A 22,695-nucleotide genomic window follows, 5' to 3' on the forward strand; every position below is an offset into this window, starting at 1 on the left:
AGAAAATAAAGCTCCATAAGACAAATACTACTTCATTAAATCCAGCAGGACCTTCTCATATTTATCCAAGATAATATCCTTTGAAAACCTTGATCTGATAGAGTTTTTTATCCCGTCACGGTTATAATTTCCCTGTAAGACTTTCATTATTTTCTGGGAGAAATGATCATAATTCTCAATGTCAGCAACCTCGCCGTTCACCTGATGCTGGATGATTTCATTGATACCGCCCGGGCAGTTATTCGCCAGAGAATAGGTTCCGCAGGCGCCTGCTTCCAAAAGAACGTTCGGAAAGCCTTCATACCTGGAAGAAAGGACGAAAAGGTCTGCATACTTTAAAAACTGGTAAGGGTTATCCTGTCTGCCATGGAAGATAACATTTTTAAGCCCCAGAAAATCCTTCATTTGATGCAATACTTCTTTGTCTTTACCGTCGCCTAAAATATGAAGCATAATATTTTCATTTTTAAGCCTTGAAAATACTTTCAACAGGTTGTCAAAACCTTTTCTGGCAGAGAGATTTCCTATAGCCACTACATTTTTATAGTTGTATTTAAAGCTTTCCGGTTTTAGGGAAACGGCCAGTTTTTCATTGATAAAATCAAAATCTACGGGATTGTTTATTTTGACGATTTTTTTCTTCTTTATATTAAAATTATCCACCAGATCGTGCATCATATCATCACTCTGCGCTATAATTTTCTGATAGTTATTGTAAAAATTGTAGAAAAATTTAATTTCTTTCCGGGTTACATGCTGCGTTACCACATTGGTTTCGCGGGCTATGAATTTTGTTCTCGGAAATAATTTGATAAAAAGGGAAAGGTAAGCATTCACCTCACCAAAGCCTGAAAACACAATATCCGGTTTTCTGCGGTAGATTTCTCCCAAAATAGGTTTTAAGGAATGCCTGATCCTTTCTGTGTTGATGTCTATGATTTCAACATCTTTTTTAAGAAAATTAAGATATCCGCCCTGTTTGCGAAGCAGCAGGATTTTTGGTTCAAACCGGTCCCTGGAAAGATGATTGGCTATGGTGGTAACAATTCTTTCTGCACCACCAGTTTCCAGATCCGGCAGAATAAATATGACAGATATTTTTTTCATCAGTTAAAGTTAGTAAAAAGTTTTATTAAGTTTCAAATATTGTCAGCCCCAACATTTTCATGAAATGGTGAGGCTAAAAACATAAGCTTTGAGGGATTATCAGCTCTAAGTTTCAATAAATATTTCACAAATTTACAATAAAAAAGCTCTTCCGGAGAAGAGCTTATTCTATAATAATAAATATCAGATTTTTTAATTCGCTACATCGCTGATGAATTTTATCCTCAGCATTCGCACTTCCTCATCAGAAAGTTCATCACCGAATTCGTCAAGAAGTACTTTCATGCTGTCACTTTCAGATTCGGTCATGAATTCCATGAAGCCGTCTACAATATCTTCATCAAAATTATCTTCAATATAATAATCGATATTGAGTTTTGTTCCCTGATAGACAATACTTTCCATTTCTTTCAGAAGTTCGTTCATGGAAAGATTCTTGGCTCTTGCAATATCTTCAAGATCAATCTTTTTATCGGTACTCTGAATGATAAAAACCTTATGGCTGGACTTGTTGGCCACCTGTTTGAGCACCATATCCTGCATACGCTCGATGTTGTTGTCTTCCACATAGGTTTTGATGAAGTCTGCGAATTCTTTACCATATTTTTTGGCCTTTCCTTCTCCTACTCCATAAATTTTGGCAATTTCTTCCAGTGAAACCGGGTACTGAACCGTCATATCCTCCAAACTAGGATCCATGAATACCGTATAAGGCGGAATTCCATGTTTTTTAGCTACTTTTTTCCTCAGATCTTTTAACTGATTGAAGAGATTCTGGTCCAGGCCGGTACTGGCCTGCATCTGCCCCTGGTCGCTTTCCGCTTTGGCCTGGGTAAGATCAAATTCCCTGTCTTCAGCAATTAAAAATGGTTCTGCAGATTTACCATCCAGGAAATTCCTGGCTTTTTCAGACATTTTTAAAACTCCGTAAGTCTCGATATCCTTCTGCAGGAAACCCTGGACTGTAGCCTGTCTTAAAATAGTTTTCCAATAATTATCTTTTTCGTCTTTTCCAAAACCGAAATGGGAAGTCTGCTCCAGTTTATATGATTTCGTAACTGCATTTTCTTTACCGGCGATTACCGAGATAAGGTCTTTTGATTTGAATTTTTCTCCTGTATCTTTAATGAGTTCCAAAACTTTTTTAAGGTCTGCGGTTGCATCTTTTAGTTTTGGAGGATTGGAGGAATTGTCGCACATATCTGCTCCCTCTCCCTTCACCGGATCAAAATTTTCACCGAAATAATAAAGAATGTACTGTCTTCTGCTCATTGAAGTTTCGGCATAACCCACTACTTCATTCAAAAGCTGCAAGCCAATTTCCCTTTCAGAAACTGGTTTCTGGGCGAGGAATTTTTCAAGTTTCTCGATATCCTTCGGATCGTAAAACGCCAGGCAATGCCCTTCTCCTCCGTCTCTTCCTGCTCTTCCCGTTTCCTGGTAATAACTTTCCAAAGATTTTGGAAAATCATAATGGATCACAAAACGCACATCCGGCTTGTCAATTCCCATTCCGAAAGCAATCGTAGCCACAATAACATCTACTTCCTCCATGAGGAATTTATCCTGATTGGCCACTCTTATTTTCTGATCCAGTCCTGCATGGTACGGAAGCGCATTAATACCGTTTACCTGTAAAAGCTGGGCAAATTCTTCCACTTTTCTCCTGCTCAGACAGTAAACAATTCCCGATTTTCCTTTATGCTGATTGATAAATCTTACGATTTCCTTATCTACATTGACTTTTGGTCGTACTTCATAGTATAGATTCGGACGGTTAAAACTTTCTTTGAAAACCAGCGCATCACTCATTCCTAAAGTTTTCTGGATATCATCCTGAACCTTAGGGGTTGCAGTAGCTGTCAAAGCAATTACCGGAACTTCGGCAATCTTATCAATGATGGATTTCAGGTTTCTGTATTCCGGCCTGAAATCGTGCCCCCATTCTGATATACAGTGGGCCTCGTCAATGGCTACGAAAGAAATCTTAACTTCTTTAAGGAAATCCAGATAATCATCTTTGATCAATGATTCCGGTGCTACATACAAAAGCTTGGTTTTACCGCCTTTAATATCGTCAAAAACCTGCTTTGTCTGTGTCTTATTTAATGATGAATTTAAAACGTGCGCTACCCCGTCATCAGATGAAAGACCGTTTACCGCATCTACCTGATTCTTCATTAACGCTATTAAGGGCGAAACTACTATTGCCGTACCTTCTGAAATAAGTGCCGGAAGCTGATAACATAAAGATTTACCACCTCCTGTAGGCATTAAAACAAATATATCCTTCCCACCGAGTAGGTTTTCTATAATTTGTTCCTGCTGGCCTTTAAATGTAGAAAACCCGAAATACTTTTTCAACTCGCCTGATAAATTGGCTTTTTTTGCGTTCATCTAATTTTCTATTGCTAAATTTGCATCCAACCCAAAGTTATAAAAATTCTGCTTAAAATAAAAGCGAACGAATTTATAAAAAATAAAACTTATATTAAATATTCTTTTTTAAATATAACGTTTTTTAATGGATTTTTTGTATGCTTTAAAATTATAAAATGGAAAGAACCGACCTTATTTCAATTGCCAAAAGCACTTTAGAAATAGAAATTTCAGAACTTGAAAAATTAAAGAACAGGATCAATGAGGATTTTGCCCGGGCAGTGGAGATTATCCATTCGGCAAAAGGGAAATTAATAGTTGTGGGAATCGGTAAATCTGCCCACGTAGGCAATAAAATTGTTGCCACATTAAACTCTACAGGAACCCCGTCTCAGTTTCTGCATGCTTCTGAGGCCATCCACGGAGATCTTGGCGTAATCCAGAAGCAGGATGTGGTTCTGTGTATCTCGAATTCCGGGAACTCACCGGAAATCGCTAATCTGGTTCCTTATTTAAAAGATTATTCTTCTGCCCTGATCGGGATGACAGGAAATAAAAACAGCAAGCTTGCCGAATTCTCCGAAATTATCCTGGATACTCATGTAGATGTTGAGGCCTGCCCGAACAAGCTGGCCCCGACAAGTTCCACCACAATTCAGATGGCCCTTGGAGATGCGATGGCTGTAGCTTTAATGGAACTTAATAACTTCAGAGAAAATGATTTTGCCAAATTTCATCCGGGAGGAAGTCTTGGAAAAAACCTTGTTTCAAAAGTAGACCAGTTTTTATCTCCTCAGAAACCACAGGTTGAAGAAAATGCACCGGTAAGAGACGTTATTATTTCAATCAGTGCCTCCAGCCACGGAATCACGGTGGTGACCAATGGTGAAAAAATTATTGGGGTAATCACCGACGGGGATTTGAGAAGAATGCTGATGAAAGGCGATGATATCAGCAAAATCCTGGCAAAAGACATCATGTCGGCCAACCCTAAAACCATCGAAAGCAATACTCTTGCAAAAGAAGCCATGAAACTTCTGAAGGAAAACAATATAGGCCAGCTGATTGTTACCCAGAATGGAAATTATCACGGAATTATTGATATTCATACATTGCTTGATGAAGGAATCAATTAATTCCATCTAAAAGCACTTGTTTAGGTGATCAGCCAACATACCGTGCTTTTAAATTTTTATGAAAACCAAACAGGAAGGTATTTCATTGATGAGCTTAAACAAAATCACGTTTAATAATTCTAAATACTGATTATAATTTCATAATTTCGCAGACTTAAACGGCTTACCTTTGACGGTTTTGCTATTTTAGAGAGACTTTAGTATATGGACGAAAAAAAAGAAATGTCCTTTCTTGGGCATATTGGAGAATTAAGAGGCCACCTCGTACGCTCGATTATTGCTATTATAATTGTTGCCATCGCTGTGGGATTCAATATCAACTGGATCATGGACCATATCTTTTTTGGCCCTACCAGAAATGATTTTCCTACTTTCAGGGTGGTTAACCATTTTTCGAGAATGCTTTTAGGGGAAGACAGTATTCACCTTCCGAAAGATTTTCCGGTCCGTGTACAACGGCTTTACCAGCAGTTCAACGTCATGATGGCTGTTTCTGTTTTCGGAGGTTTGGTAGGAGCTTTTCCTTATATTGTATGGGAGTTATGGAGATTTATAGGTCCGGCTCTTCATCCTAACGAAAGAAAGAATTCTATTTTTATCATCAATGCAGTGTGGATCCTTTTTATGACAGGAGTTTTATGCGGTTATTTCTTAATCCTTCCGTTCGCTGTGAATTTCGGGGTTATTTTTAAGATCTCGGACATTATTATTCCGCTCTATGATCTTAGCGATTACACTACTTTGTTTTTACAGGTCATCTTAGGGATGGGAGTTATATTCCTGTTTCCTATTCTTATCTATTTCCTTACCAGCATAGGGATTTTGACGCCTATGTTTATGAAGACTTACCGTCGTCATGCTATTGTTCTGATCATGGTTGTGGCTGCTATCATCACCCCTGCCGATGTTTTAAGTATGCTTATGGCTGCTTTCCCGTTGCTGATCCTGTATGAATTCAGTATCATCATGTGTAATATTACTTACAAAAAAGTACAGAAAAATGCAGCAAACCTTCCGGTAGTACAGAAGTAATACAAATCCAAATATTTTTAAATATCACAGCCTGGCTAAAGCCGGGCTTTTTATTCATAATGCCTATATTTTTTCAGCCGTATCCTTCATTGTGCCATTAATTTTTCTATTTTTGATAGAATTTAATTTAGTTTTAAATGAAAAAGCTGACCTATACACTTTTATTTGCTTCGGGACTTGTTTTCGGGCAGTTCTTTGAAAAAGATAAAGTTTTCACCAAGGAAGATACTCTGAAAGGTTCTGATACCCGATTCAGGAATTTCTGGGACGTCAAAAAATATGACCTTTCCGTAGAACCGGACTTTGCACAGAAAAGCATTAAAGGATACAATAAGATCAGCTTTGAGATCACTAAAGATGTAACTGATCCTGTATTCCAGATCGATCTGCAGAAACCCATGAAGGCAGATAAAGTAGTAGCTGATTTTCCGGTTGCCAATTATAAGCAGGATGGTGATTTTATTTTCGTTACTGCAAAAAAGAAATTCAAAAAAGGAGAAAAATATACTATTGATGTTACCTATTCCGGTAATCCTCTGATTGCCAAAAGAGCTCCCTGGGACGGAGGCTGGGTATTCGCCGAAGACAAAAAAGGAAATCCGTGGATGAGTGTTGCCGATGAAGGAATCGGTGCATCCATATGGCTGCCTACAAAGGATATATGGAGCGATGAACCTGATAACGGGATCATCATGAAGATCATTACCCCGAATGACCTTGTGGGAGTAGGAAACGGAAGACTGATCGATAAGAAAACAGAAGGTGGAAAAACAGCTTATACGTGGGAAGTAAAAAACCCGATCAATGCGTACTCTATCATCCCTAATATTGGTAAATATGTCAATTTTAAAGATACCTTTACCGGTGAGAAAGGAAAACTGGATCTGGATTACTGGGTACTGGACTACAATCTTGAGAAGGCGAAAAAGCAGTTTCAGCAGGTAAAACCTATGCTTTCCGCATTTGAATACTGGTTCGGACCATACCCTTTCTATGAAGACTCATATAAACTGGTTGATACTCCTTATCTTGGAATGGAGCACCAGAGTAACGTTGCCTATGGAAATAACTACCAGAACGGTTATCTGGGTAAAGATCTTTCGGGGACGGGTGTAGGCCTTAACTGGGACTACATCATTATCCACGAAAGCGGCCACGAATGGTTTGCCAATAATGTGACTGCAAAGGACCAGGCGGATATGTGGATACATGAGAGTTTCACCATGTATTCCGAAGTTCTTTTCGTTGAAAAATATATGGATAAAAAGTCAGCGGACATCTATGCCATAGGCGTGCGGAATATGATCGATAATGATGTTCCTATCATTGGAAAATACGGGGTAAGAAATGAAGGAAGCGGTGATATGTATCCGAAAGGAGCCAATATGCTTCACACCATACGCCAGGTCATCAATAATGATGAAAAATTCAGGCAGATCCTGAGAGGTTTGGGCAAAGATTTTTACCATCAGACCGTAACCACGCAGCAAGTTGAGGATTATATGTCTTCGAAATCAGGAATTGATCTGTCAAGCATTTTCAATCAATATTTAAGAACAGTAAAAATTCCTAATCTGGAGTATTCGCAAAACGGAGACTCTCTGAAATTCAGGTATACAGATGTGGTAAAAGGGTTTAAACTTCCTCTGATCATCAATGGAGATCAGACCATCAATCCTACTGAAAACTGGCAGACCGTGAAGCTTAAAAAGAATACCCCGGTAGAATTTAACAAGAATTATTACATCAATTATAATCAGGTGCAATAAAAGAGCGAAAATGCAGAAGGCAAATTCGCGGAAAGGCAAAATCGTTATGCGGGTTTGCCTTTTTTATTTTTAACCAAATCATTAGGAAGACTTAGGAAGCGGGAATAGTTAAGGTAATATCTAATTCCTTTTAATGATTTAAAAATTTTAAGAAAAGTTTAATATTGTATTACGTAACAAAATGGTCAAAAAAACTACTATTTAACTATAAAAATCTAAACTTAATGAGAAAAACAGCAGTCAGTCTGGGTCTTTTCGCCGCTTTCCTGGCCAATGCCCAATCTATAAAAACCACAATTGATCTTGTGAATGTAAAAGACGACAAGGTGGCCGTTACAATGGAATTTCCGAAAATGAAATCCGGTGATATCAAGTTTCACTTTCCCAAGACCGTTCCGGGTACATATTCTGTGGATGATTACGGCCGATTTGTGGAAGGTATTAAATTTTATGATAACAAAGGAAGGGAATTAACCTATACAAAAGTTAATGACAATACTTATTCACTAAAAAATGCCCAGGCATTAAGCAAAGTAACCTACCTGGTTAATGACAGCTTTGATGATGAAATGGATAATTCAAAACATAAGGCTGTATTTTCCCCATCAGGAACTGATATTGAGGAAGGAAAAGTTTACATGATCAATACCCACGGTTTTATCGGGTATATTGACAATATGCAGGATGTTCCTTACCAACTGATCGTTCAGAAACCGGCAGGCTTTTATGGAACAACGGCTCTGGTAGATCAGGATAAATCTGATGATACCGATACGTTCACACTGGCCAATTATGCAAAGGTGACCGATTCTCCGCTGATGTACACCAAACCGGATTATATTACCTTCAATGCGGGAGGAATGGACCTGGTATTGGGTGTTTATTCCCCTACCGGAAAGTATAAGGCAGCAGACTTTAAAGATAATCTTGAAAAAATGGTCATGGCTCAGAAGAAATTCCTGGGTGACATGAATACCAATAAAAAATATGCGATCATGCTGTACCTTTCAGGAGGCGACGGACCGCAGATCAAAGGTTTCGGAGCACTGGAACATCACGAGTCAACAAGTGTAGTACTTCCTGAAATGATGCCTAAAGATGCAATCGACAAAACCATTACAGATGTGGTTTCGCATGAGTTTTTCCATACCGTGAATCCTTTGAAGACCCATTCTGAAGAGATCCATTATTTTGATTATGCAGATCCTAAAATGTCCCAGCATTTATGGATGTACGAAGGCGGAACAGAGTATTTTGCCAATCTTTTCCAGATCCAGGAAGGCCTGATCGATAAAAATGAATTCCTTCACAGAATCAATGAAAAGATTACCAATTCCAAGAATTATGATGACACCATGCCATTTACGGTGATGAGTAAAAATGTTCTTAAGGATGAATATAAAGATCAGTACAGAAACGTATATGAAAAAGGGGCATTGCTGGCGATGTGCCTGGATATTGAACTGAGAAAACTGTCTAACGGGGAAATGGGATACCGCGACATGATCAGAAAGCTATCCCAGAGATTTGGTGAGAACAAACCTTTCAAGGATGATAAACTGATTGATGAATTGGTAACGGTAACCGGCTATCCGCAGGTAAAGGATTTCTATAATAAATACATTGCAGGAAACCAGCCTACTCCCTACGTTGAATACCTGAATATGGTAGGTGTAGAAGCGAAAAAGCAGGACACTCCTCCTCTTTTCTGGTTCATCAAAGATCCGAACCAGACAGGTTATAATGAAAAGAATAAAACATTTGTATTTGATGAAAGTTCAGCATTATCTCCTTTTTCAAAAAGTATAGGATTTAAAATCACTGACGAAATTCTCGCTCTGGATGGAAAAACCGTTGACATTCAGCATGTACAGGATTTCATCGGCTATGCAAAATCGATCAAGGAAGGTCAGAATGTTACAGTAACTATCCTTAGAAAAAATGGGGATAAAATGGATAAAATGAACCTTAAAGGGAAAGCTATCCTGGATAAAATGACAGTAGAAACCTTAAATTACAAGGCCAACCCAACTCCGGAAGAACAGAAACTGCAAAACCAGTGGTTAACCGGAAAGAAATAATGATTTAAAATGAACAGTTAATAGAAAAGCGGGAAATAAATTTCCCGCTTTTTGTATTCTATTTTTATTATTTTTTTTGTTGATCCAAAAGCTCCAATGTATGTTTCACATGATCATTGCCTTTCCATTCATCATGTCCCGGAATTACCTTTGCTGTGGAAGGATATTTAGCCTGCAGTTTTTTCATGGTTGCCGGCCATTGCTCTACATTAGCTTCTCCTGTATAGCCAAGATCCACTGCTGTACTGCTTTTCACTAAACAGCCGCCGTCCAGAACATTATACTTTGGAAACCAAACCACTACGTTATCTGCTGTGTGGCCTTCACCCAAAAAATCTACTACAAATTCTTCACCGCCTATTTTATATTTCTTCCCTACCTTCGTTAATTTGCTGGAAGTTGCTTTTCCTTCTTTCTTCAGAAATTCATTGGTTTTGGCAGTAGCATAGGTCGGAATTCCTTTTTTATTGTAAAAACTCAGGTCTCCGGCCCTGTCACCATGTGAATGAGTTGCAAATACAGCGATCACCGGTAAATTATGACGTTTCTTTATAGTATCCATAAGGCTTTGATATTGGGTTTTCTGCCATGGAACATCAAACAGGACCACCCCTTTTTTAGTAACCAGATAAACCGCATTGGCTGAATATTCTTTGCCTTCAAAAACCCCGAAGGATTTATACAGGTAAAGCTGTTTGCCAAAAGGCTGCTCGATTTCAAAGTCACGGACCTGCGCATTAAAAAAATGAATTAAGCACAGAAACAACACAGTAAAAACCCTAACATTTTTCTTCATATTTTTTATCGTATTTAATTGATAGATTTGAATGCTTACGAAGTTAGTTGCATTCGAATAGATACAAATTTATTTATTATTTAGTGCAAACCAATTCACATGAAATAGATTTAACTTTTTTTAATACTTTATAAATAAGTCTGTATTATATTATGTTAAGCATTCTAGTAATGAAATTGCTAATAATAAGTTTATGCTTTTTTAATGGTAATTCTGAATGTACTTCCCTTTCCTACTTCGGTCTGGGAAATTTTAATGTCCCCTTTATGGTATTCATGAATAACTCTTCTCGCCAGTGAAAGCCCGAGTCCCCAGCCTCTTTTCTTGGTTGAATATCCAGGTTTAAAGGCATTTCTTGCCTGCTGTTTGGTCATCCCGCTTCCGGAATCTTTTACCTCGATGAGGATATTCTTATTCCTTTCAAAAACAGACATGTCTAATATTCCTTCTCCCTTCATGGCATCTACGGCATTTTTCACAAGATTTTCAATGACCCAGCTCATAAGAATCTTATTGTGAGGAACCAGAATGGTATACGTCGGAAGATGCAGGCTGAAATTGATCTTTTTTGAAATCCTTGTTTTAAGATAATTATAATTTTCTACAATCGTTTCATTGAAATTCATATCATTCAGCTCCGGAACGGATCCGATTTTAGAAAAACGTTCGGAGATGGTTCTCAGTCTTTCAATATCCTTTTCCATTTCATATACGCCTTCAGAGTCAGGATTATCCAGCTTCATGATCTCCATCCAGCCTATCATCGAGGATAAAGGTGTTCCGATCTGATGCGCCGTTTCTTTCGCCAGCCCGGCCCAGAGATAGCCTTCATCCGTTTTTTTAATGGTCCTTAAAAACCAGAATGAAAACAGGAAGTAACAAAGAATAAAAAAGCCAAGTAAAAAAGGCGAATATCTTAAATCATTCAGTAACCGGGAGTTATCATAATAAACAAACTGATTATTTCCGTCGGGAATTTTAATTTCGATGGGAGGATAGCTTTTGGCCATTTTTTTGGCCAGCAGGGTGATCTGGACAGGATCATTTTCTATTTCCTTGGGAATGTTTTTATGAACCATAGGCCTGTCGTCCCTATCCAGCACAATCATTGGGATTGTATTGTTGGAACTGTATATTTTAAGGATCAGCTCCTGGACTTCCAGACTTGGGGTTACTTCCTGCTGAAACTTCAGGGCACTTACCAGGATATCTACCCGTTTGATCTCCTCTTTTCGGAGAAAATTGATAAGAATCGTTGAAGCAACCACAATAGTGACGACTACCAAAGTCATCAGTAAAAATATGATCCAGTTATTCAGCCTGGTAAGTATGGATTTCCTCAAAGTTCTTTTATTTTAAGACATTCAGAATTTTCTGCAGTTCAGCTCCTCCGCTGCCCTGATAATTATTAATAATGATTGAAAATACATATTTTTTGCCGTCTTTTGCGGTATGATACCCTGCAAAGGATTTGATGTCTCTCATGGTTCCGCTTTTCATCTTCATTCCGTTATCCTGTGTCGGAAACCCATCATAATAGGCATCAAACCAAGGCTGTTTTCTGGCGTACAATAAAGCCTGGACTTCAGCTTTGGCGGCGACGTAATTCTGTGGAGAGAGTCCGCTTCCATCAGCAAAATTAATCATATTCGGGTTGATCCCTTTGGATTTCCAGAATTCCTTCAAATAAGCAACTCCACTTTTAAAACTGGAATTCCCTTTCTTTTCTTTTCCTAAAGTTTTAATTAAAGTCTCCCCGTACATGTTGACACTTTTCCTTAAAAACCAATATACAATTTTATCTAAAGTTGGAGACTGATAGGTGAGAATAATATTTTTGGCAGCTCCCGGAACCTGCTTTCCTTCCAATTCCAGCTGCGAAGCTGTAATTACTTGTCCCGAAATTTCAATTCCTGATTCCTTAAGCCATTGCTTCACCTCTGTGCCCAGCTGTACAGGCGGATTAGGAACAGATCCGGAAACTGTAACTGTTTTTCCTGCCGGCAGTGTTCCGTTAATTAATGCAACATCGGAATGCGGTGCAGTAAAAATAAGGCTTTGATCTGAACTGCCTCCAGCTTTCAGGTCATTCAGCCATTTCACATTTTCGAGAGGATATGAAAACCCTTTAAACTCTGTTCCGTTAATGTTGATATCAAACTGGTTTTCCCTCCAGTTGATTCCCCAGACTCCTGCCCCATAATAGTTTCCGAGATCATCCCACGGCCATCCGCCGGGAATCGTCTGATGGTCAAAATATGAATCATCAATGACCAGATTGCCGGAAATTTTTGCAATTCCTGACTTCTTAAGAGCTTCAATCAATTTATTTTTAAAGTTTTCAGGTTTGTAGGCTTCATATCGCCAGCTTCCCAACGTGGGATCACCATTTGAGCTGATGACGAAATCCCCGTTCAGAGTTCCTGCAGATAAAGTACCTGAGTATCCTGCCGTTGTTTTATAGGTATAGTTCTTACCTAAAGTTTCAAGAGCTGCACCGGCAGTGAAGATCTTCTGTGTGGAAGCTGTTGACAGGCCTTTATTACCCCCATATTCATAAATAAACGTTCCGTTATCATCAGTAACGTAAAATGATAAGCCGGATGAAACCGCTCCTGAAGAATCCATAAGGTCTTTAGTGGCTTTATCCAGCTTCTGGGCAATATTCTGGGCAGATATTACCTGAACCGACAGTACAAGAACTGTAAGTGTTTTTTTCATGACAAGGTTGTTATAAATCTAAATTTCAATTCTAATACTTCGACTTCGCTCAGTATGACATTCTAATAGTATTAATTAATCAATTGTCATATTGAACATTGAAGTGAAAACTTTTCGAATAGGCTTAACAAAAAAATATATTCAATTCCTGATCAAATATAATAAAAATAAGAGCTTGTTTTTGTGATTTAAAGCTGGGTTCCTGCTTCTATTTCATAAGGTTCCTTACCTTTCTCGAAGATTCTTGTGAGTTCAGTTCCTTCTACTGTGATCTTTTCTCCTGCTCTTCTGATCCAGTTTCCTTCCCGGAGACCGATTACTTTCAGATCATTTTGGGTCAGGAATTCTTTGATTCTTGTTTCCCTGGTTTCTCCATTGTGTTTCAGTTCAGGATTCGGATCAAGATAATGGGGATTGAGGTTGAAAGGAACAAGTCCCATACAGTCAAAACTTGGTGGATAAACAATAGGCATATCATTCGTGGTTTTCATGTTCTGTCCCCCGATATTACTTCCGGCACTGCAGCCAAGATAAGCTTTACCGGATTCTACATTTTCCTTCAGAACAGACATCAGCCCCTCTTCATGCAACGTTTTTACCAGTAAGAATGTGTTTCCCCCTCCTGTAAAATATCCCTGAGCGTTATTGAGAGCTTCTGTTTTATTTTCAAACTCATGAAGGCCTCTTACCTTAATATGAATAGTTTCAAAGAAAGATCGTGCCTTCGCCGTATAATCATCATGGGACATTCCGCCCGGTCTGGCAAAAGGAACGAAGATAATCTCGTCAATTCCTTTGTACAGCTGTATTATTTCTTCTCTTAAGTATTCCAGATATTCTCCACCGAAAATAGTAGACGTTGACGCTAATATGATATTCATACGGTAAATTATGTTGATTATTAAAAAAGTTGGGTTACAAAGATAAACTCAATCCCCAACGAATCAAAAATTAAGCTAAAAAAAATAGTGTACCCGTTAATATCTTCTAAAAAAACTTAAAGCTTCTAAAATTTCAGGTTTTATGGAATTATTATTGGATTTCAAAATATAGAATTTTAAAATGTAAGATTATGAAAATGACTAAAATTAACATCAAAAATTTATTCTTAGGGTTACTATTTGCAGGAACAGCAAGTTTGGTAAATGCGCAAACAACCAAAGTTGATACTGCCAACACTGCTACAACTAATACTACTACAACCGCTACTGCTCAGGCAGGAAGCAATCCAACCATTGAAGGTCTAAAAAAGCAGATTGAGGCCAATCCAAAAGATACGGATGCACTGGCAAAACTGGCTACAGCTTATCAGGATGCATCTGACTGGACCAATGCAGTGGATACATGGAAAAAAATATCTGTTTTATTACCGGACTGGGCTCCATCTTATTACAGCCAGGCTTATGCTTATCAGTCAGCTAAAGATGATGCCAATGCAAAACTTGCCTATGAAAAGTATATTGCGACTGTAAAGCCCGAAGAAGTAGAACAAAATAAGAAAAATCTGGCCTACGCCTATTTTTATCTTGCCTTTACAGAACAAAAAAGCGACCCTGCCAAAGCAAAAACACATATTGCTAAATCTTTAGAATATGATCCTACCAATCAGGATGCTTTAAAGCTTAGCAAAACTTTAAACTCATAATTAAAATGAAAAATCCGGAAAAAATTTCCGGATTTTTTATGTGCTTAAATATTTTTAATGCTGTTTTTGAACCATTAAGATTTAGTAAGTGATTAAGATTATTAAGAAAGCCCTCAATCATCTTACAACTTAATTATCCTTAATTTTTTAATTTTACTTAATGGTTTAAAACAAAAGAACTTTTTTAAAGAGTTCTAATCAATTCTTTTTCCGAAAAAATCGGTTTCCCCGTGAAGATGCCTGATGATCTTTTCAATATTTCTTTCGATACTGGCATCTGTTTTCAGGTTGTTGATATAGCGGATCAGCTCATGTCTTCTGGACGGCGTCAGGTTTTCAAAATTGCGGACGGCTACGGGACTTTTCTTAATGGCTGCATCCAGTTTTGGATGAATGGAAATACTTCTGTCCGAATCATCATATTCTATTGAAATTTCCAGAACTTCTCCAATTCGTTTAGGGGAATTTTCCAACATTAAAAGGTTGACATAAAGCCTCCACTCCCCCAAATATTTCATCAGGTTCTGCTTAAATTCTTTTCCGTTTACGGTTCCTTTTACGGGAACAGGACTTTTATCCTTTCCCGCAGCCCTGAAAATTTCAGTTAAGATATCTTCGGGAACGAAAACAAAAGGATTAATCCCGATAATTTCCAGTGTGGCTGTAAAACTGTTGCTTTTCATGTTTAACAAATATAGTATTTTATTAGTTGCGGGGTTCGGGTTCCGGGTTCGGAAAATGTAAGTTAAGGGCCGATTGAGGGTGTATGAGAATAAATTTACATTCTAATATTTTTTTCTTTGTTTTTCGATATCTGGACCAGAACTTAAAAACGCAACCCGGGATCATGAACCCCGTATTCCGTCCTATTCAAAATTAAAATTTTTCACTCACAAAGGGAATCCTTATCTTTGCAGGAATAAATCTATCGAACGAAATGAAATTTTTTATTGACACAGCCAATTTAGAGCAAATCAAAGAAGCAAGAGACCTTGGAATTCTGGATGGAGTAACCACCAACCCTTCCTTAATGGCAAAAGAAGGAATCCAGGGAAACGAGGCGATCAAAAATCATTATAAAACGATCTGTGAGCTTGTAGACGGAGATATTTCCGCTGAAGTACTTTCCACAACTTATGAGGAAATGATCAAAGAAGGGGATGAACTGGCAGCAATCCACCCGAATATCGTAGTAAAGATCCCAATGATCAAAGACGGAATCAAAGCATTAAAATATTTTTCCGATAAAGGGATCAAAACAAACTGTACCCTTATTTTCTCTCCGGGACAGGCTCTTTTAGCCGCTAAAGCAGGTGCTACCTATGTTTCTCCTTTCCTTGGAAGACTGGATGATATTTCTACAGACGGATTAGGTCTTATCCAGGAGATCAGATTAATTTTTGATAACTATATGTATGAGACTGAGATCTTAGCAGCATCTATCCGTCATTCTATGCACATCATCGACTGTGCTAAGATTGGTGCAGATGTTATTACTTCTCCGCTTCCTCCGATCCTGAGCTTACTGAAGCACCCGCTAACAGACAGCGGATTGGCTCAGTTTGTTGCAGATTCTCAGAAATTAGCTTAATAACTGACCACAATTAACATATAAAATCCCGGAACTTTCGTTCCGGGATTTTTCTTTATTAAAAATCCGATCTGAATTATTTTTCATCTATATTTTTAATCACCCGACATGGATTCCCTACAGCAACAACGTTGTCCGGAATATTTTTAGTGACCACGCTTCCGGCTCCAATTACCGTATTATTTCCGATAGTAACCCCAGGCAGAACCACTACATTGCCTCCCAGCCATACGTTATCCCCAACTGTAATCGGATGGGCATATTCAAGGCCTTCGTTTCGCTGTTTGACATCCAAAGGGTGTCCTGCAGTATAAAAACTGCAGTTGGGGCCAATAAAAACATTGTCTCCAAACTTTACTTTTGCACAGTCTAAAATAGTCAGGTTATGATTGGCATAGAAATTCTCACCGGTTTCAATATTGTATCCGTAATCGCACCAGAAAGAAGGTTCTATACAAATATTCTCTTTTGTATTTCCAAGAATTTTTTTGATCAATTGGGTTCTGTTTTGGGTGTCAGAATTTTTCAGGGCATTATATTCCAGGCACAGATCTTTGCACGCTACCCGTTCGCTGATCAGCTGCTGGTCATAATTTGCATTGTATAAAAGTCCGGCCTCGCATTTTTCCTTTTCTGTCATGGGATTCTGGGTTTAAGGTTTAAGGTTTAAGGTTTAAGGTTTAAGGTTTAAGGTTTAAAATTACAATAATCGGCAAAAAGAAAGGATGGTCATTAATAACCATCCTGCTGTATCTTAAAATCATAGAATTTACTTCGTCAAATCCGGTTCGATCGGGTTGTTATTCTTTTGAAGTGATTCTTTGGTTCTTTTTTCCATTTCTTTGAATACCTGATTGGGATCTGATAATTCCTTTCCGTCCTGAGTTTTCATCTTAAATACCATTTTTGTATTGGAATCGCCACCACTTTTCATCATCATTTCTCTCATGTTTTTGGTTGGGTCATTCACATAGGCTTTCCAAACTTTTTTGTACTGATCTTTGGTAATTTCCAGTTCTTTGGTTCCCATTCCCAGGATTCTTACATTATCCGGAAGCTGAGCTTCATTTTCTTCTGCAGGAGTTGATATGGTCTTATTACCTACCAAAGTCATAATGTGCGAACCTGTAGAATCTTCTAATTTTACGATCAGTCCCGGAAGGCCATAAAATTTATAGGGTCCGTCCTGAAAAGGGATATCTGACGAAAACCATGCTGTCCATTCTCTTCCGCCATAGCTTGTTACGGCTTTCTGGGCATTATACTCCCCTATTTTTTGTTTATCCGGAAGAATTTTCCACTCCGGTTTTTTATCTTCCAGGATTTTGTATTTATCTGTGCTGATATTGGTAAAAAGGTAAGTTTTGAATTCAGGATAGCTTTTGGTTACTTTGTAGGAAACCTGGCCGGGTCTTTCTCTTTTGTTGATGCTGATGTTTCCGCTCCCTGAATTTATTTGCTTCTGCAAATCTGCTCTTGAAGTGGAATCTGCAACGAATTTGTCATGACTGTAATAAGCTGATCCGGATTTATTGATGTCAAGAAGCATCATTTCCTTTTTCACATCTTCTTTATTGTTGGAATCGGGAATGAACTTATATTCATAAAAGAATCGGTTGGTCTGGGCTCCGGTGAAAATACCCAGAAGTAAAAAAAATAAAATTTTTGTTTTCATAATTTGAATTTGTTAATAAAAAAGCTTTGCTAATATACAATTAACAAAGCTTTGTGGTACTTATTTCTTTGTCTGAACTCTTATTTCTCCTTTTTTAACACCGTCCGTATTTTCTTTATTAACTGTGATACTGGCAATTCTATCAGGTTTTATTTCTTCAAATTCAGTTTTACTGACTTGTTTTCCATCAACAAAAACTTTGATATTGTCCCAACCATTTGCCGTAAATGATTTCATCCCGTTCATGGCGATATTTCCTTCAGCATCCTTCTTCATATAATCTGTCTGAAGCTTAATAATTCTGTTTGGCTTATCAGAATCTGAACTTTTGAACAAGTATACATTTCCCTTGCCACCTTCTGAAATCCTTTTTAATGCTTCCTGCCTTGCTTCTTCACCTATTTTTCTGGCTTTTTCTCCATTAATTCTTGCCTTTTCTCCCTCAATTCTGGCTTTTTCTCCAGCTATTCTTGCTTTTTCCCCGGCTATTCTTCCTATTTCTCCAGCTTTCATACCTTCAATACGGGCTTTTTCTCCTTCCACCCTGGCCTTTACTGCTACTTTCATAGCTTTGCTGGCTTCTGCCATCGCCTTACGTACTTCTTCTTTCTCTTTAGCGCTCAGGTCTTTATAGTAGACCGCATTATTATTTTTAAAATAAACTACTTTCGGTTCTTTTGGCGGTGTAGGAGGAACCGGCAGTTTGCTTATTTTTGCCGCCTTTCTTGCTGCTCTTTTTGCTTCTTTTTCTATTTTACGAAGCTCTTTTTTATCAAGAGGCTCCATATTTTCAAGCTCCTTCATCTGGTTCTTCCATTCAGCAGAATTAAAATATTCATTCACTTCCATATTGGCAGTTATCTCTCCTATTTCTGATGCCAGATCGCCTATTTCATCAATTTTCTTATCGAAGGCATCGCTTTCAGGCTCCAAACCTTCCAGTTCTTTCTCCTTTTGTTTTATCTTTTTTTCAATCTCGGCCAGTTTTGTATGGTCAGCCGGAGATACATTTTTTAATCCCGAAATTTTTTCATGTTCCGATTTTTCAGGTCTTATCGTATCTTTTTTGATTTCTGAAACTACTTTTTTTATAGAAAGGTTGGTTTCTTTGATTTCTTTGTTCTTGGCATTTACCATATAGGCAAAGGCTACTGAAAATAAAACCGGTAAGGCAAAAATTCTCCGCGCATATCCGAATTTGGTTTTTGGTTTTTGTAACATTTTAAGTCGTTTTTTTAGATTTGAATTTAGAAACGGACTGGCAGCAGGCAACTGTGTTCCGGAAAAGTGGCTTGCTAAAAGCATCTGCGCAAATACTTTGGTATCCGATTGTTTTACGGCTTTTTTATCAGCCAGGTATTCGTGGATCAGACTGATCTCTTTTTTTATAATATGAAAAAACGGGTTGAACCAGAACACAGAGGTAATAATTTCAATAAAGATTTTATCGAAAGAGTGTTTCTGCTCAATATGAACCATTTCATGTTTTAAAATCTGCTCTCCCACATCGGAATTCAACATAATGGTGTTTTTCCAGAAGAGGTTTTTAAAGTATGAAAACGGAGCTTCGTTCAGGTCTGTACGGTAAAAATTGATTCCGTCAAAACTTTCTTTCTGAAACTGTTGTTTAAGTCTCCGGATCTTAAGGATCCCGAAAATTAACTTCCCTAAAAAATAGAGAGAAACCAGTCCCAGAGCTGAAAAAATAATTCTAAAATAAATGTGGCCATTGTCTAGTTTTTTTTCTGTGTTAAAATTCTGTATCTTGTCAAGAAGCATATACATATCACTGTTCACTTCTATTGTAAAATCGTCTACCCTGATCAGGGGCAGCAGCAATGATATTATCATGGCAAACAGAAGATAAAATCTATTATAATGATGGAATGTCTTGTCTTTTAAAGACAACTGATAGTACAAGAACATTACACCGGAGCACACAATTACTTTTCCCAAGTATAAAAATACAGTTTCCATGATCAGTTAGTTTTTCTTTTTGAGTTCGTTCAGGAGCATTTCCAGGTCTTCTACGGTCATTTCATTTTTTTCCACCAGGAAAGAAACGGCACTTTTGTAAGAACCTTTGAAATAATTTTTCACAAGGCTTTTCATGGTTTTCCCAGAATACTGTTCTTTGGTAACCAGCGGGAAATACTCATGCTGCCTGCCATATACATGATAATCTACAAATTCTTTGTCTTTCAGGACTTTTAAAATTGTAGAAACGGTATTGGTATGAGGCTTCGGTTCCGGAAAGAGGTCCAGAATATCTTTCAGGAAACCTTTTTCGAGTTTCCATAAATACTGCATCACCTGTTCTTCTGCTTTTGTTAAATTCTGAATTTTCATATCCTGCTTATTTTTATTATTAATGTGATATAATTGATATCACTAATAAATTAGTTATACAAATGTAGAAATAAAATGGATCGAAACAACTATTTTTTTAGTGATAAAGAATGAATTAATATAAGTAACTGAAAATCAGAACAATAAATTTTATTAAAATATGTTAAATTTTTAATATACCCTATTTATTGCCTGTTTAATATTCAGGAAAACTTCATAAAAGGCTATAAATTCTTAAAACTTGTTAAATTTTATTAAATAAAATTAAAATGAATTTGTTTAAAGTGAGAAAATATATTTATTTTAGTGCTTTAAAAATTTCTCATGAAAAGATATAACTTATTGATTGTACTATTACTGCTTATTTTTAACGTTACTACAGCTCAGAAAAAGAAGAATTCCCCGGCTGCAGATCTTAGTGTTTTAAAGGAAACCAAAACCAAAATTGAAAACACTGTTCCATTGGTTATCAAGCATCTTCAGGCCATTGCAGATAAAGAAGGTGACAACAATATCCTTAACAACGGAAAAACAGCTTTAGGAAAAGAATATGGGATCCTGGAGTCTGAATGGTTCCTGTACAGAAATAATATGAAGAACTGTATTCTGAACAATTCTTCGAAAAAAGCTAAAAAATGTATGGAATATCATACACAGTACTTAAGAAATACATTCATCAACTATAACAATTATATCTCAAACCTTACCAGAAAGAACGGATACCTTGGTGTGGAAGGTGATACGAAATTTGACTTCAAACCGGCGGATATCGCCACAAAACTTAGTGAAGCTTATTCCAACGCCAATGATGCCGCAGGAAGAATGAAGGGAGACCAGAAAAAAGAATTCCTGGGACAGACCATGTCTGATGATAACAAACTTACTCCTTACAGTCAGTTAGCTCAATAAAATTAACCTGAACAATAATGAATCCTGCTTTTAGAAAGCAGGATTTTTTTATTTTACAAATTTCAAATAAAAAAGAGAACCGCAGATGCCGTTCTCTTTGTAGTTAGAATATATACAAACATTAATCATTATTATATCCTAATGAAAAATTTAAGTCCTGAGAAAAAGATCTCGCCGGAAGGCTGTTATGCATTAATCATAAAAACATTCGGGAAAAAGTAGAAAATGAGGCGGAGATCTTAAAAACATAAATAGGCTCTGAAACCGGTTTCCCGGTTATTAAGAGCTTTACAAAAGTAAGATTTTGGAGCTGTACCGCTAAAAAAACGATGTAGAATTAAATAACATGCTTTGTAGAAGTAATACTACTTTTGAGACAATAAAAAATACAACATTGAGTGCTTTTTAAATAGTGAATTTCATTTATACAGTTTATGAAATACAGCATGTTTCGGATTTTATAACCGCTGCTAACTTTGGATCTTTGTATCACTCTATACAAAAATTATGAACGATATAATCCAAAGAATTGAAAACATAGACTGGGCAACAGTCACAGAAAGTTTACATCAAAATGGCTATGCCGTTGTTCCTGAACTGTTATCAGATGGTGAATGTGAAACATTAAAATCAGAATACCATACATCAGATCTATACCGCAAAACAGTGGTCATGGCCCGCCATCGTTTCGGGTTGGGCGAATATAAATATTTCAACTATCCCCTTCCCGATCTGATTCATACTATGAGAACACAGATCTACCCGCATCTCGTTCCTGTTGCCAATGCATGGTTTAAGTCCCTGAAGATCGATGCGGATTTTCCACCGGAACATTCAGCACTGCTTCAGCAGTGTCATAGCAAAGGTCAGCATAAGGCAACAGTGTTAATTTTAAAATACGGAAAAGGAGGTTTCAATACCTTGCACCAGGACCTCTACGGAGATATTTACTTTCCCATTCAGATGATTTTAATGCTGAGCAATCCCGGAAAAGATTTTACAGGCGGTGAATTTGTACTTACCCAACAGATTCCCAGAGCACAGTCCAAAGCAATAGTTTTAAATCCCGGGAAAGGAGACGCTGTTATTTTCACAACTCATTTCAAACCTGAAAAGGGAGCCAAAGGCTATTACAGGGTCAACATGAAACATGGCGTAAGTGAGATAAAAGAAGGCAACCGCTGTACATTGGGAATTATTTTTCATGATGCTGTCAGCTGATCTATGAAACGGCATACTGAAATTTCACAAACCCTTTTAAGAAGTAAAATAAAAAGTGGAGAAATTAATTTCGGAGGGAACTTAAAATTAAAAATCTACGGTTTGCTAAGCTGTTCTTCTGGCAAAAGAATGAAAATGGAAAACAGGGTCTTTTTTAAATCTGAAGAAGAAGCGCTGGAAAATAATTACCGCCCATGCGGACACTGCATGAAAGAAAAGTACAAACAATGGAAAAATAATCTTTATCCATAAAAAATATAGAAATTCTGTCATGTTACATCGCT

20 protein-coding genes are annotated in these 22,695 nt (G+C 37.4%); 9 read left to right on the forward strand and 11 right to left on the reverse strand.

Features of this window, described 5'->3' with window-relative positions; genetic code table 11:
* Positions 1 to 27 precede the first annotated feature (27 nt).
* The gene (locus tag BUB03_RS00835) at positions 28 to 1,107 is read right to left on the reverse strand and encodes a glycosyltransferase (protein ID WP_073059579.1); all 1,080 of its coding nucleotides are present in this window, start codon (positions 1,105 to 1,107) and stop codon (positions 28 to 30) included.
* Positions 1,108 to 1,299: 192 nt separating this feature from the next.
* Positions 1,300 to 3,504 (reverse strand): DNA helicase RecQ, encoded by a 2,205-nt coding sequence (recQ, locus tag BUB03_RS00840; RefSeq protein ID WP_040994684.1) that lies wholly within the window; start codon positions 3,502 to 3,504, stop codon positions 1,300 to 1,302.
* A 158-nt stretch (positions 3,505 to 3,662) separates the two neighbouring features.
* Between recQ and BUB03_RS00845 the strand changes: the two genes are divergently transcribed.
* The 4 genes from BUB03_RS00845 (at position 3,663) to BUB03_RS00860 (ending at position 9,504) form a co-directional block, all read left to right on the forward strand.
* A complete protein-coding gene (locus tag BUB03_RS00845) occupies positions 3,663 to 4,622 on the forward strand; it encodes a KpsF/GutQ family sugar-phosphate isomerase (protein WP_073059581.1) in 960 nt (319 codons plus the stop codon).
* Between the two features lie 204 nt (positions 4,623 to 4,826).
* Positions 4,827 to 5,654 carry a twin-arginine translocase subunit TatC gene (gene tatC, locus BUB03_RS00850; protein ID WP_040994682.1) on the forward strand — a complete coding sequence of 276 codons (828 nt, stop codon included), beginning with the start codon at positions 4,827 to 4,829 and terminating at the stop codon, positions 5,652 to 5,654.
* A 137-nt stretch (positions 5,655 to 5,791) separates the two neighbouring features.
* Complete coding sequence (locus BUB03_RS00855; protein WP_073059582.1) at positions 5,792 to 7,423, forward strand: M1 family metallopeptidase; 1,632 nt, start codon at positions 5,792 to 5,794, stop codon at positions 7,421 to 7,423.
* Between the two features lie 224 nt (positions 7,424 to 7,647).
* Positions 7,648 to 9,504, forward strand: a complete 1,857-nt coding sequence (locus tag BUB03_RS00860; RefSeq protein ID WP_073059584.1) for a M61 family metallopeptidase — start codon at positions 7,648 to 7,650, stop codon at positions 9,502 to 9,504.
* A gap of 67 nt (positions 9,505 to 9,571) precedes the next feature.
* Here the strand turns inward: BUB03_RS00860 and blaIND are convergent, their stop codons facing one another.
* The 4 genes from blaIND to pepE form a co-directional block, all read right to left on the reverse strand.
* Positions 9,572 to 10,300: an IND family subclass B1 metallo-beta-lactamase gene (gene blaIND / locus BUB03_RS00865; protein ID WP_073059586.1), complete on the reverse strand. Its 729-nt coding sequence runs from the start codon at positions 10,298 to 10,300 to the stop codon at positions 9,572 to 9,574.
* Positions 10,301 to 10,491: 191 nt separating this feature from the next.
* Positions 10,492 to 11,643, reverse strand: a complete 1,152-nt coding sequence (locus BUB03_RS00870) for a sensor histidine kinase (RefSeq protein ID WP_073059588.1) — start codon at positions 11,641 to 11,643, stop codon at positions 10,492 to 10,494.
* A gap of 7 nt (positions 11,644 to 11,650) precedes the next feature.
* Positions 11,651 to 13,021, reverse strand: coding sequence for a D-alanyl-D-alanine carboxypeptidase/D-alanyl-D-alanine endopeptidase (gene dacB / locus BUB03_RS00875; protein WP_073059590.1), 1,371 nt, complete (start codon positions 13,019 to 13,021; stop codon positions 11,651 to 11,653).
* Positions 13,022 to 13,209: 188 nt separating this feature from the next.
* Positions 13,210 to 13,902, reverse strand: coding sequence for a dipeptidase PepE (pepE, locus tag BUB03_RS00880; protein ID WP_073059592.1), 693 nt, complete (start codon positions 13,900 to 13,902; stop codon positions 13,210 to 13,212).
* Between the two features lie 191 nt (positions 13,903 to 14,093).
* On the opposite strand from pepE, the gene BUB03_RS00885 reads away from it, so the two are divergent.
* Positions 14,094 to 14,666: a tetratricopeptide repeat protein gene (locus tag BUB03_RS00885; RefSeq protein ID WP_073059594.1), complete on the forward strand. Its 573-nt coding sequence runs from the start codon at positions 14,094 to 14,096 to the stop codon at positions 14,664 to 14,666.
* Between the two features lie 194 nt (positions 14,667 to 14,860).
* Here BUB03_RS00885 and BUB03_RS00890 read toward each other — a convergent pair whose 3' ends face one another.
* A complete protein-coding gene (locus tag BUB03_RS00890; RefSeq protein ID WP_073059596.1) occupies positions 14,861 to 15,349 on the reverse strand; it encodes a YdeI/OmpD-associated family protein in 489 nt (162 codons plus the stop codon).
* 254 nt (positions 15,350 to 15,603) lie between these two features.
* Here BUB03_RS00890 and fsa point away from each other — a divergent pair, with 254 nt between their 5' ends.
* The gene (gene fsa / locus BUB03_RS00895) at positions 15,604 to 16,257 is read left to right on the forward strand and encodes a fructose-6-phosphate aldolase (protein WP_040994666.1); all 654 of its coding nucleotides are present in this window, start codon (positions 15,604 to 15,606) and stop codon (positions 16,255 to 16,257) included.
* Positions 16,258 to 16,333: 76 nt separating this feature from the next.
* Here the strand turns inward: fsa and BUB03_RS00900 are convergent, their stop codons facing one another.
* The 4 genes from BUB03_RS00900 to BUB03_RS00915 form a co-directional block, all read right to left on the reverse strand.
* The gene (locus tag BUB03_RS00900; RefSeq protein ID WP_073059598.1) at positions 16,334 to 16,897 is read right to left on the reverse strand and encodes a sugar O-acetyltransferase; all 564 of its coding nucleotides are present in this window, start codon (positions 16,895 to 16,897) and stop codon (positions 16,334 to 16,336) included.
* A gap of 129 nt (positions 16,898 to 17,026) precedes the next feature.
* Positions 17,027 to 17,932 carry a GLPGLI family protein gene (locus tag BUB03_RS00905; protein ID WP_073059599.1) on the reverse strand — a complete coding sequence of 302 codons (906 nt, stop codon included), beginning with the start codon at positions 17,930 to 17,932 and terminating at the stop codon, positions 17,027 to 17,029.
* Positions 17,933 to 17,992: 60 nt separating this feature from the next.
* Positions 17,993 to 19,909, reverse strand: a complete 1,917-nt coding sequence (locus tag BUB03_RS00910) for a M56 family metallopeptidase (protein WP_073059601.1) — start codon at positions 19,907 to 19,909, stop codon at positions 17,993 to 17,995.
* Between the two features lie 6 nt (positions 19,910 to 19,915).
* A complete protein-coding gene (locus BUB03_RS00915) occupies positions 19,916 to 20,281 on the reverse strand; it encodes a BlaI/MecI/CopY family transcriptional regulator (RefSeq protein WP_040994660.1) in 366 nt (121 codons plus the stop codon).
* A 324-nt stretch (positions 20,282 to 20,605) separates the two neighbouring features.
* On the opposite strand from BUB03_RS00915, the gene BUB03_RS00920 reads away from it, so the two are divergent.
* The 3 genes from BUB03_RS00920 (at position 20,606) to BUB03_RS00930 (ending at position 22,663) form a co-directional block, all read left to right on the forward strand.
* Complete coding sequence (locus BUB03_RS00920) at positions 20,606 to 21,190, forward strand: hypothetical protein (protein ID WP_040994658.1); 585 nt, start codon at positions 20,606 to 20,608, stop codon at positions 21,188 to 21,190.
* A 507-nt stretch (positions 21,191 to 21,697) separates the two neighbouring features.
* Complete coding sequence (locus BUB03_RS00925; RefSeq protein ID WP_073059603.1) at positions 21,698 to 22,411, forward strand: 2OG-Fe(II) oxygenase; 714 nt, start codon at positions 21,698 to 21,700, stop codon at positions 22,409 to 22,411.
* Positions 22,412 to 22,414: 3 nt separating this feature from the next.
* The gene (locus BUB03_RS00930; protein ID WP_040994652.1) at positions 22,415 to 22,663 is read left to right on the forward strand and encodes an Ada metal-binding domain-containing protein; all 249 of its coding nucleotides are present in this window, start codon (positions 22,415 to 22,417) and stop codon (positions 22,661 to 22,663) included.
* Positions 22,664 to 22,695: the final 32 nt, after the last annotated feature.

This window comes from Chryseobacterium oranimense, from assembly GCF_900129755.1.
GTDB lineage: Bacteria > Bacteroidota > Bacteroidia > Flavobacteriales > Weeksellaceae > Chryseobacterium > Chryseobacterium oranimense.

Bases quoted from the DNA above. Each gene is read 5' to 3' on its own strand.
- BUB03_RS00835 (WP_073059579.1), bottom strand. From the start codon at position 1,107: ATGAAAAAAATATCTGTCATATTTATTCTGCCGGATCTGGAAACTGGT.
- recQ (WP_040994684.1), bottom strand. From the start codon at position 3,504: ATGAACGCAAAAAAAGCCAATTTATCAGGCGAGTTGAAAAAGTATTTC.
- BUB03_RS00845 (WP_073059581.1), top strand. From the start codon at position 3,663: ATGGAAAGAACCGACCTTATTTCAATTGCCAAAAGCACTTTAGAAATA.
- tatC (WP_040994682.1), top strand. From the start codon at position 4,827: ATGGACGAAAAAAAAGAAATGTCCTTTCTTGGGCATATTGGAGAATTA.
- BUB03_RS00855 (WP_073059582.1), top strand. From the start codon at position 5,792: ATGAAAAAGCTGACCTATACACTTTTATTTGCTTCGGGACTTGTTTTC.
- BUB03_RS00860 (WP_073059584.1), top strand. From the start codon at position 7,648: ATGAGAAAAACAGCAGTCAGTCTGGGTCTTTTCGCCGCTTTCCTGGCC.
- blaIND (WP_073059586.1), bottom strand. From the start codon at position 10,300: ATGAAGAAAAATGTTAGGGTTTTTACTGTGTTGTTTCTGTGCTTAATT.
- dacB (WP_073059590.1), bottom strand. From the start codon at position 13,021: ATGAAAAAAACACTTACAGTTCTTGTACTGTCGGTTCAGGTAATATCT.
- pepE (WP_073059592.1), bottom strand. From the start codon at position 13,902: ATGAATATCATATTAGCGTCAACGTCTACTATTTTCGGTGGAGAATAT.
- BUB03_RS00885 (WP_073059594.1), top strand. From the start codon at position 14,094: ATGAAAATGACTAAAATTAACATCAAAAATTTATTCTTAGGGTTACTA.
- BUB03_RS00890 (WP_073059596.1), bottom strand. From the start codon at position 15,349: ATGAAAAGCAACAGTTTTACAGCCACACTGGAAATTATCGGGATTAAT.
- fsa (WP_040994666.1), top strand. From the start codon at position 15,604: ATGAAATTTTTTATTGACACAGCCAATTTAGAGCAAATCAAAGAAGCA.
- BUB03_RS00900 (WP_073059598.1), bottom strand. From the start codon at position 16,897: ATGACAGAAAAGGAAAAATGCGAGGCCGGACTTTTATACAATGCAAAT.
- BUB03_RS00905 (WP_073059599.1), bottom strand. From the start codon at position 17,932: ATGAAAACAAAAATTTTATTTTTTTTACTTCTGGGTATTTTCACCGGA.
- BUB03_RS00910 (WP_073059601.1), bottom strand. From the start codon at position 19,909: ATGGAAACTGTATTTTTATACTTGGGAAAAGTAATTGTGTGCTCCGGT.
- BUB03_RS00915 (WP_040994660.1), bottom strand. From the start codon at position 20,281: ATGAAAATTCAGAATTTAACAAAAGCAGAAGAACAGGTGATGCAGTAT.
- BUB03_RS00920 (WP_040994658.1), top strand. From the start codon at position 20,606: ATGAAAAGATATAACTTATTGATTGTACTATTACTGCTTATTTTTAAC.
- BUB03_RS00925 (WP_073059603.1), top strand. From the start codon at position 21,698: ATGAACGATATAATCCAAAGAATTGAAAACATAGACTGGGCAACAGTC.
- BUB03_RS00930 (WP_040994652.1), top strand. From the start codon at position 22,415: ATGAAACGGCATACTGAAATTTCACAAACCCTTTTAAGAAGTAAAATA.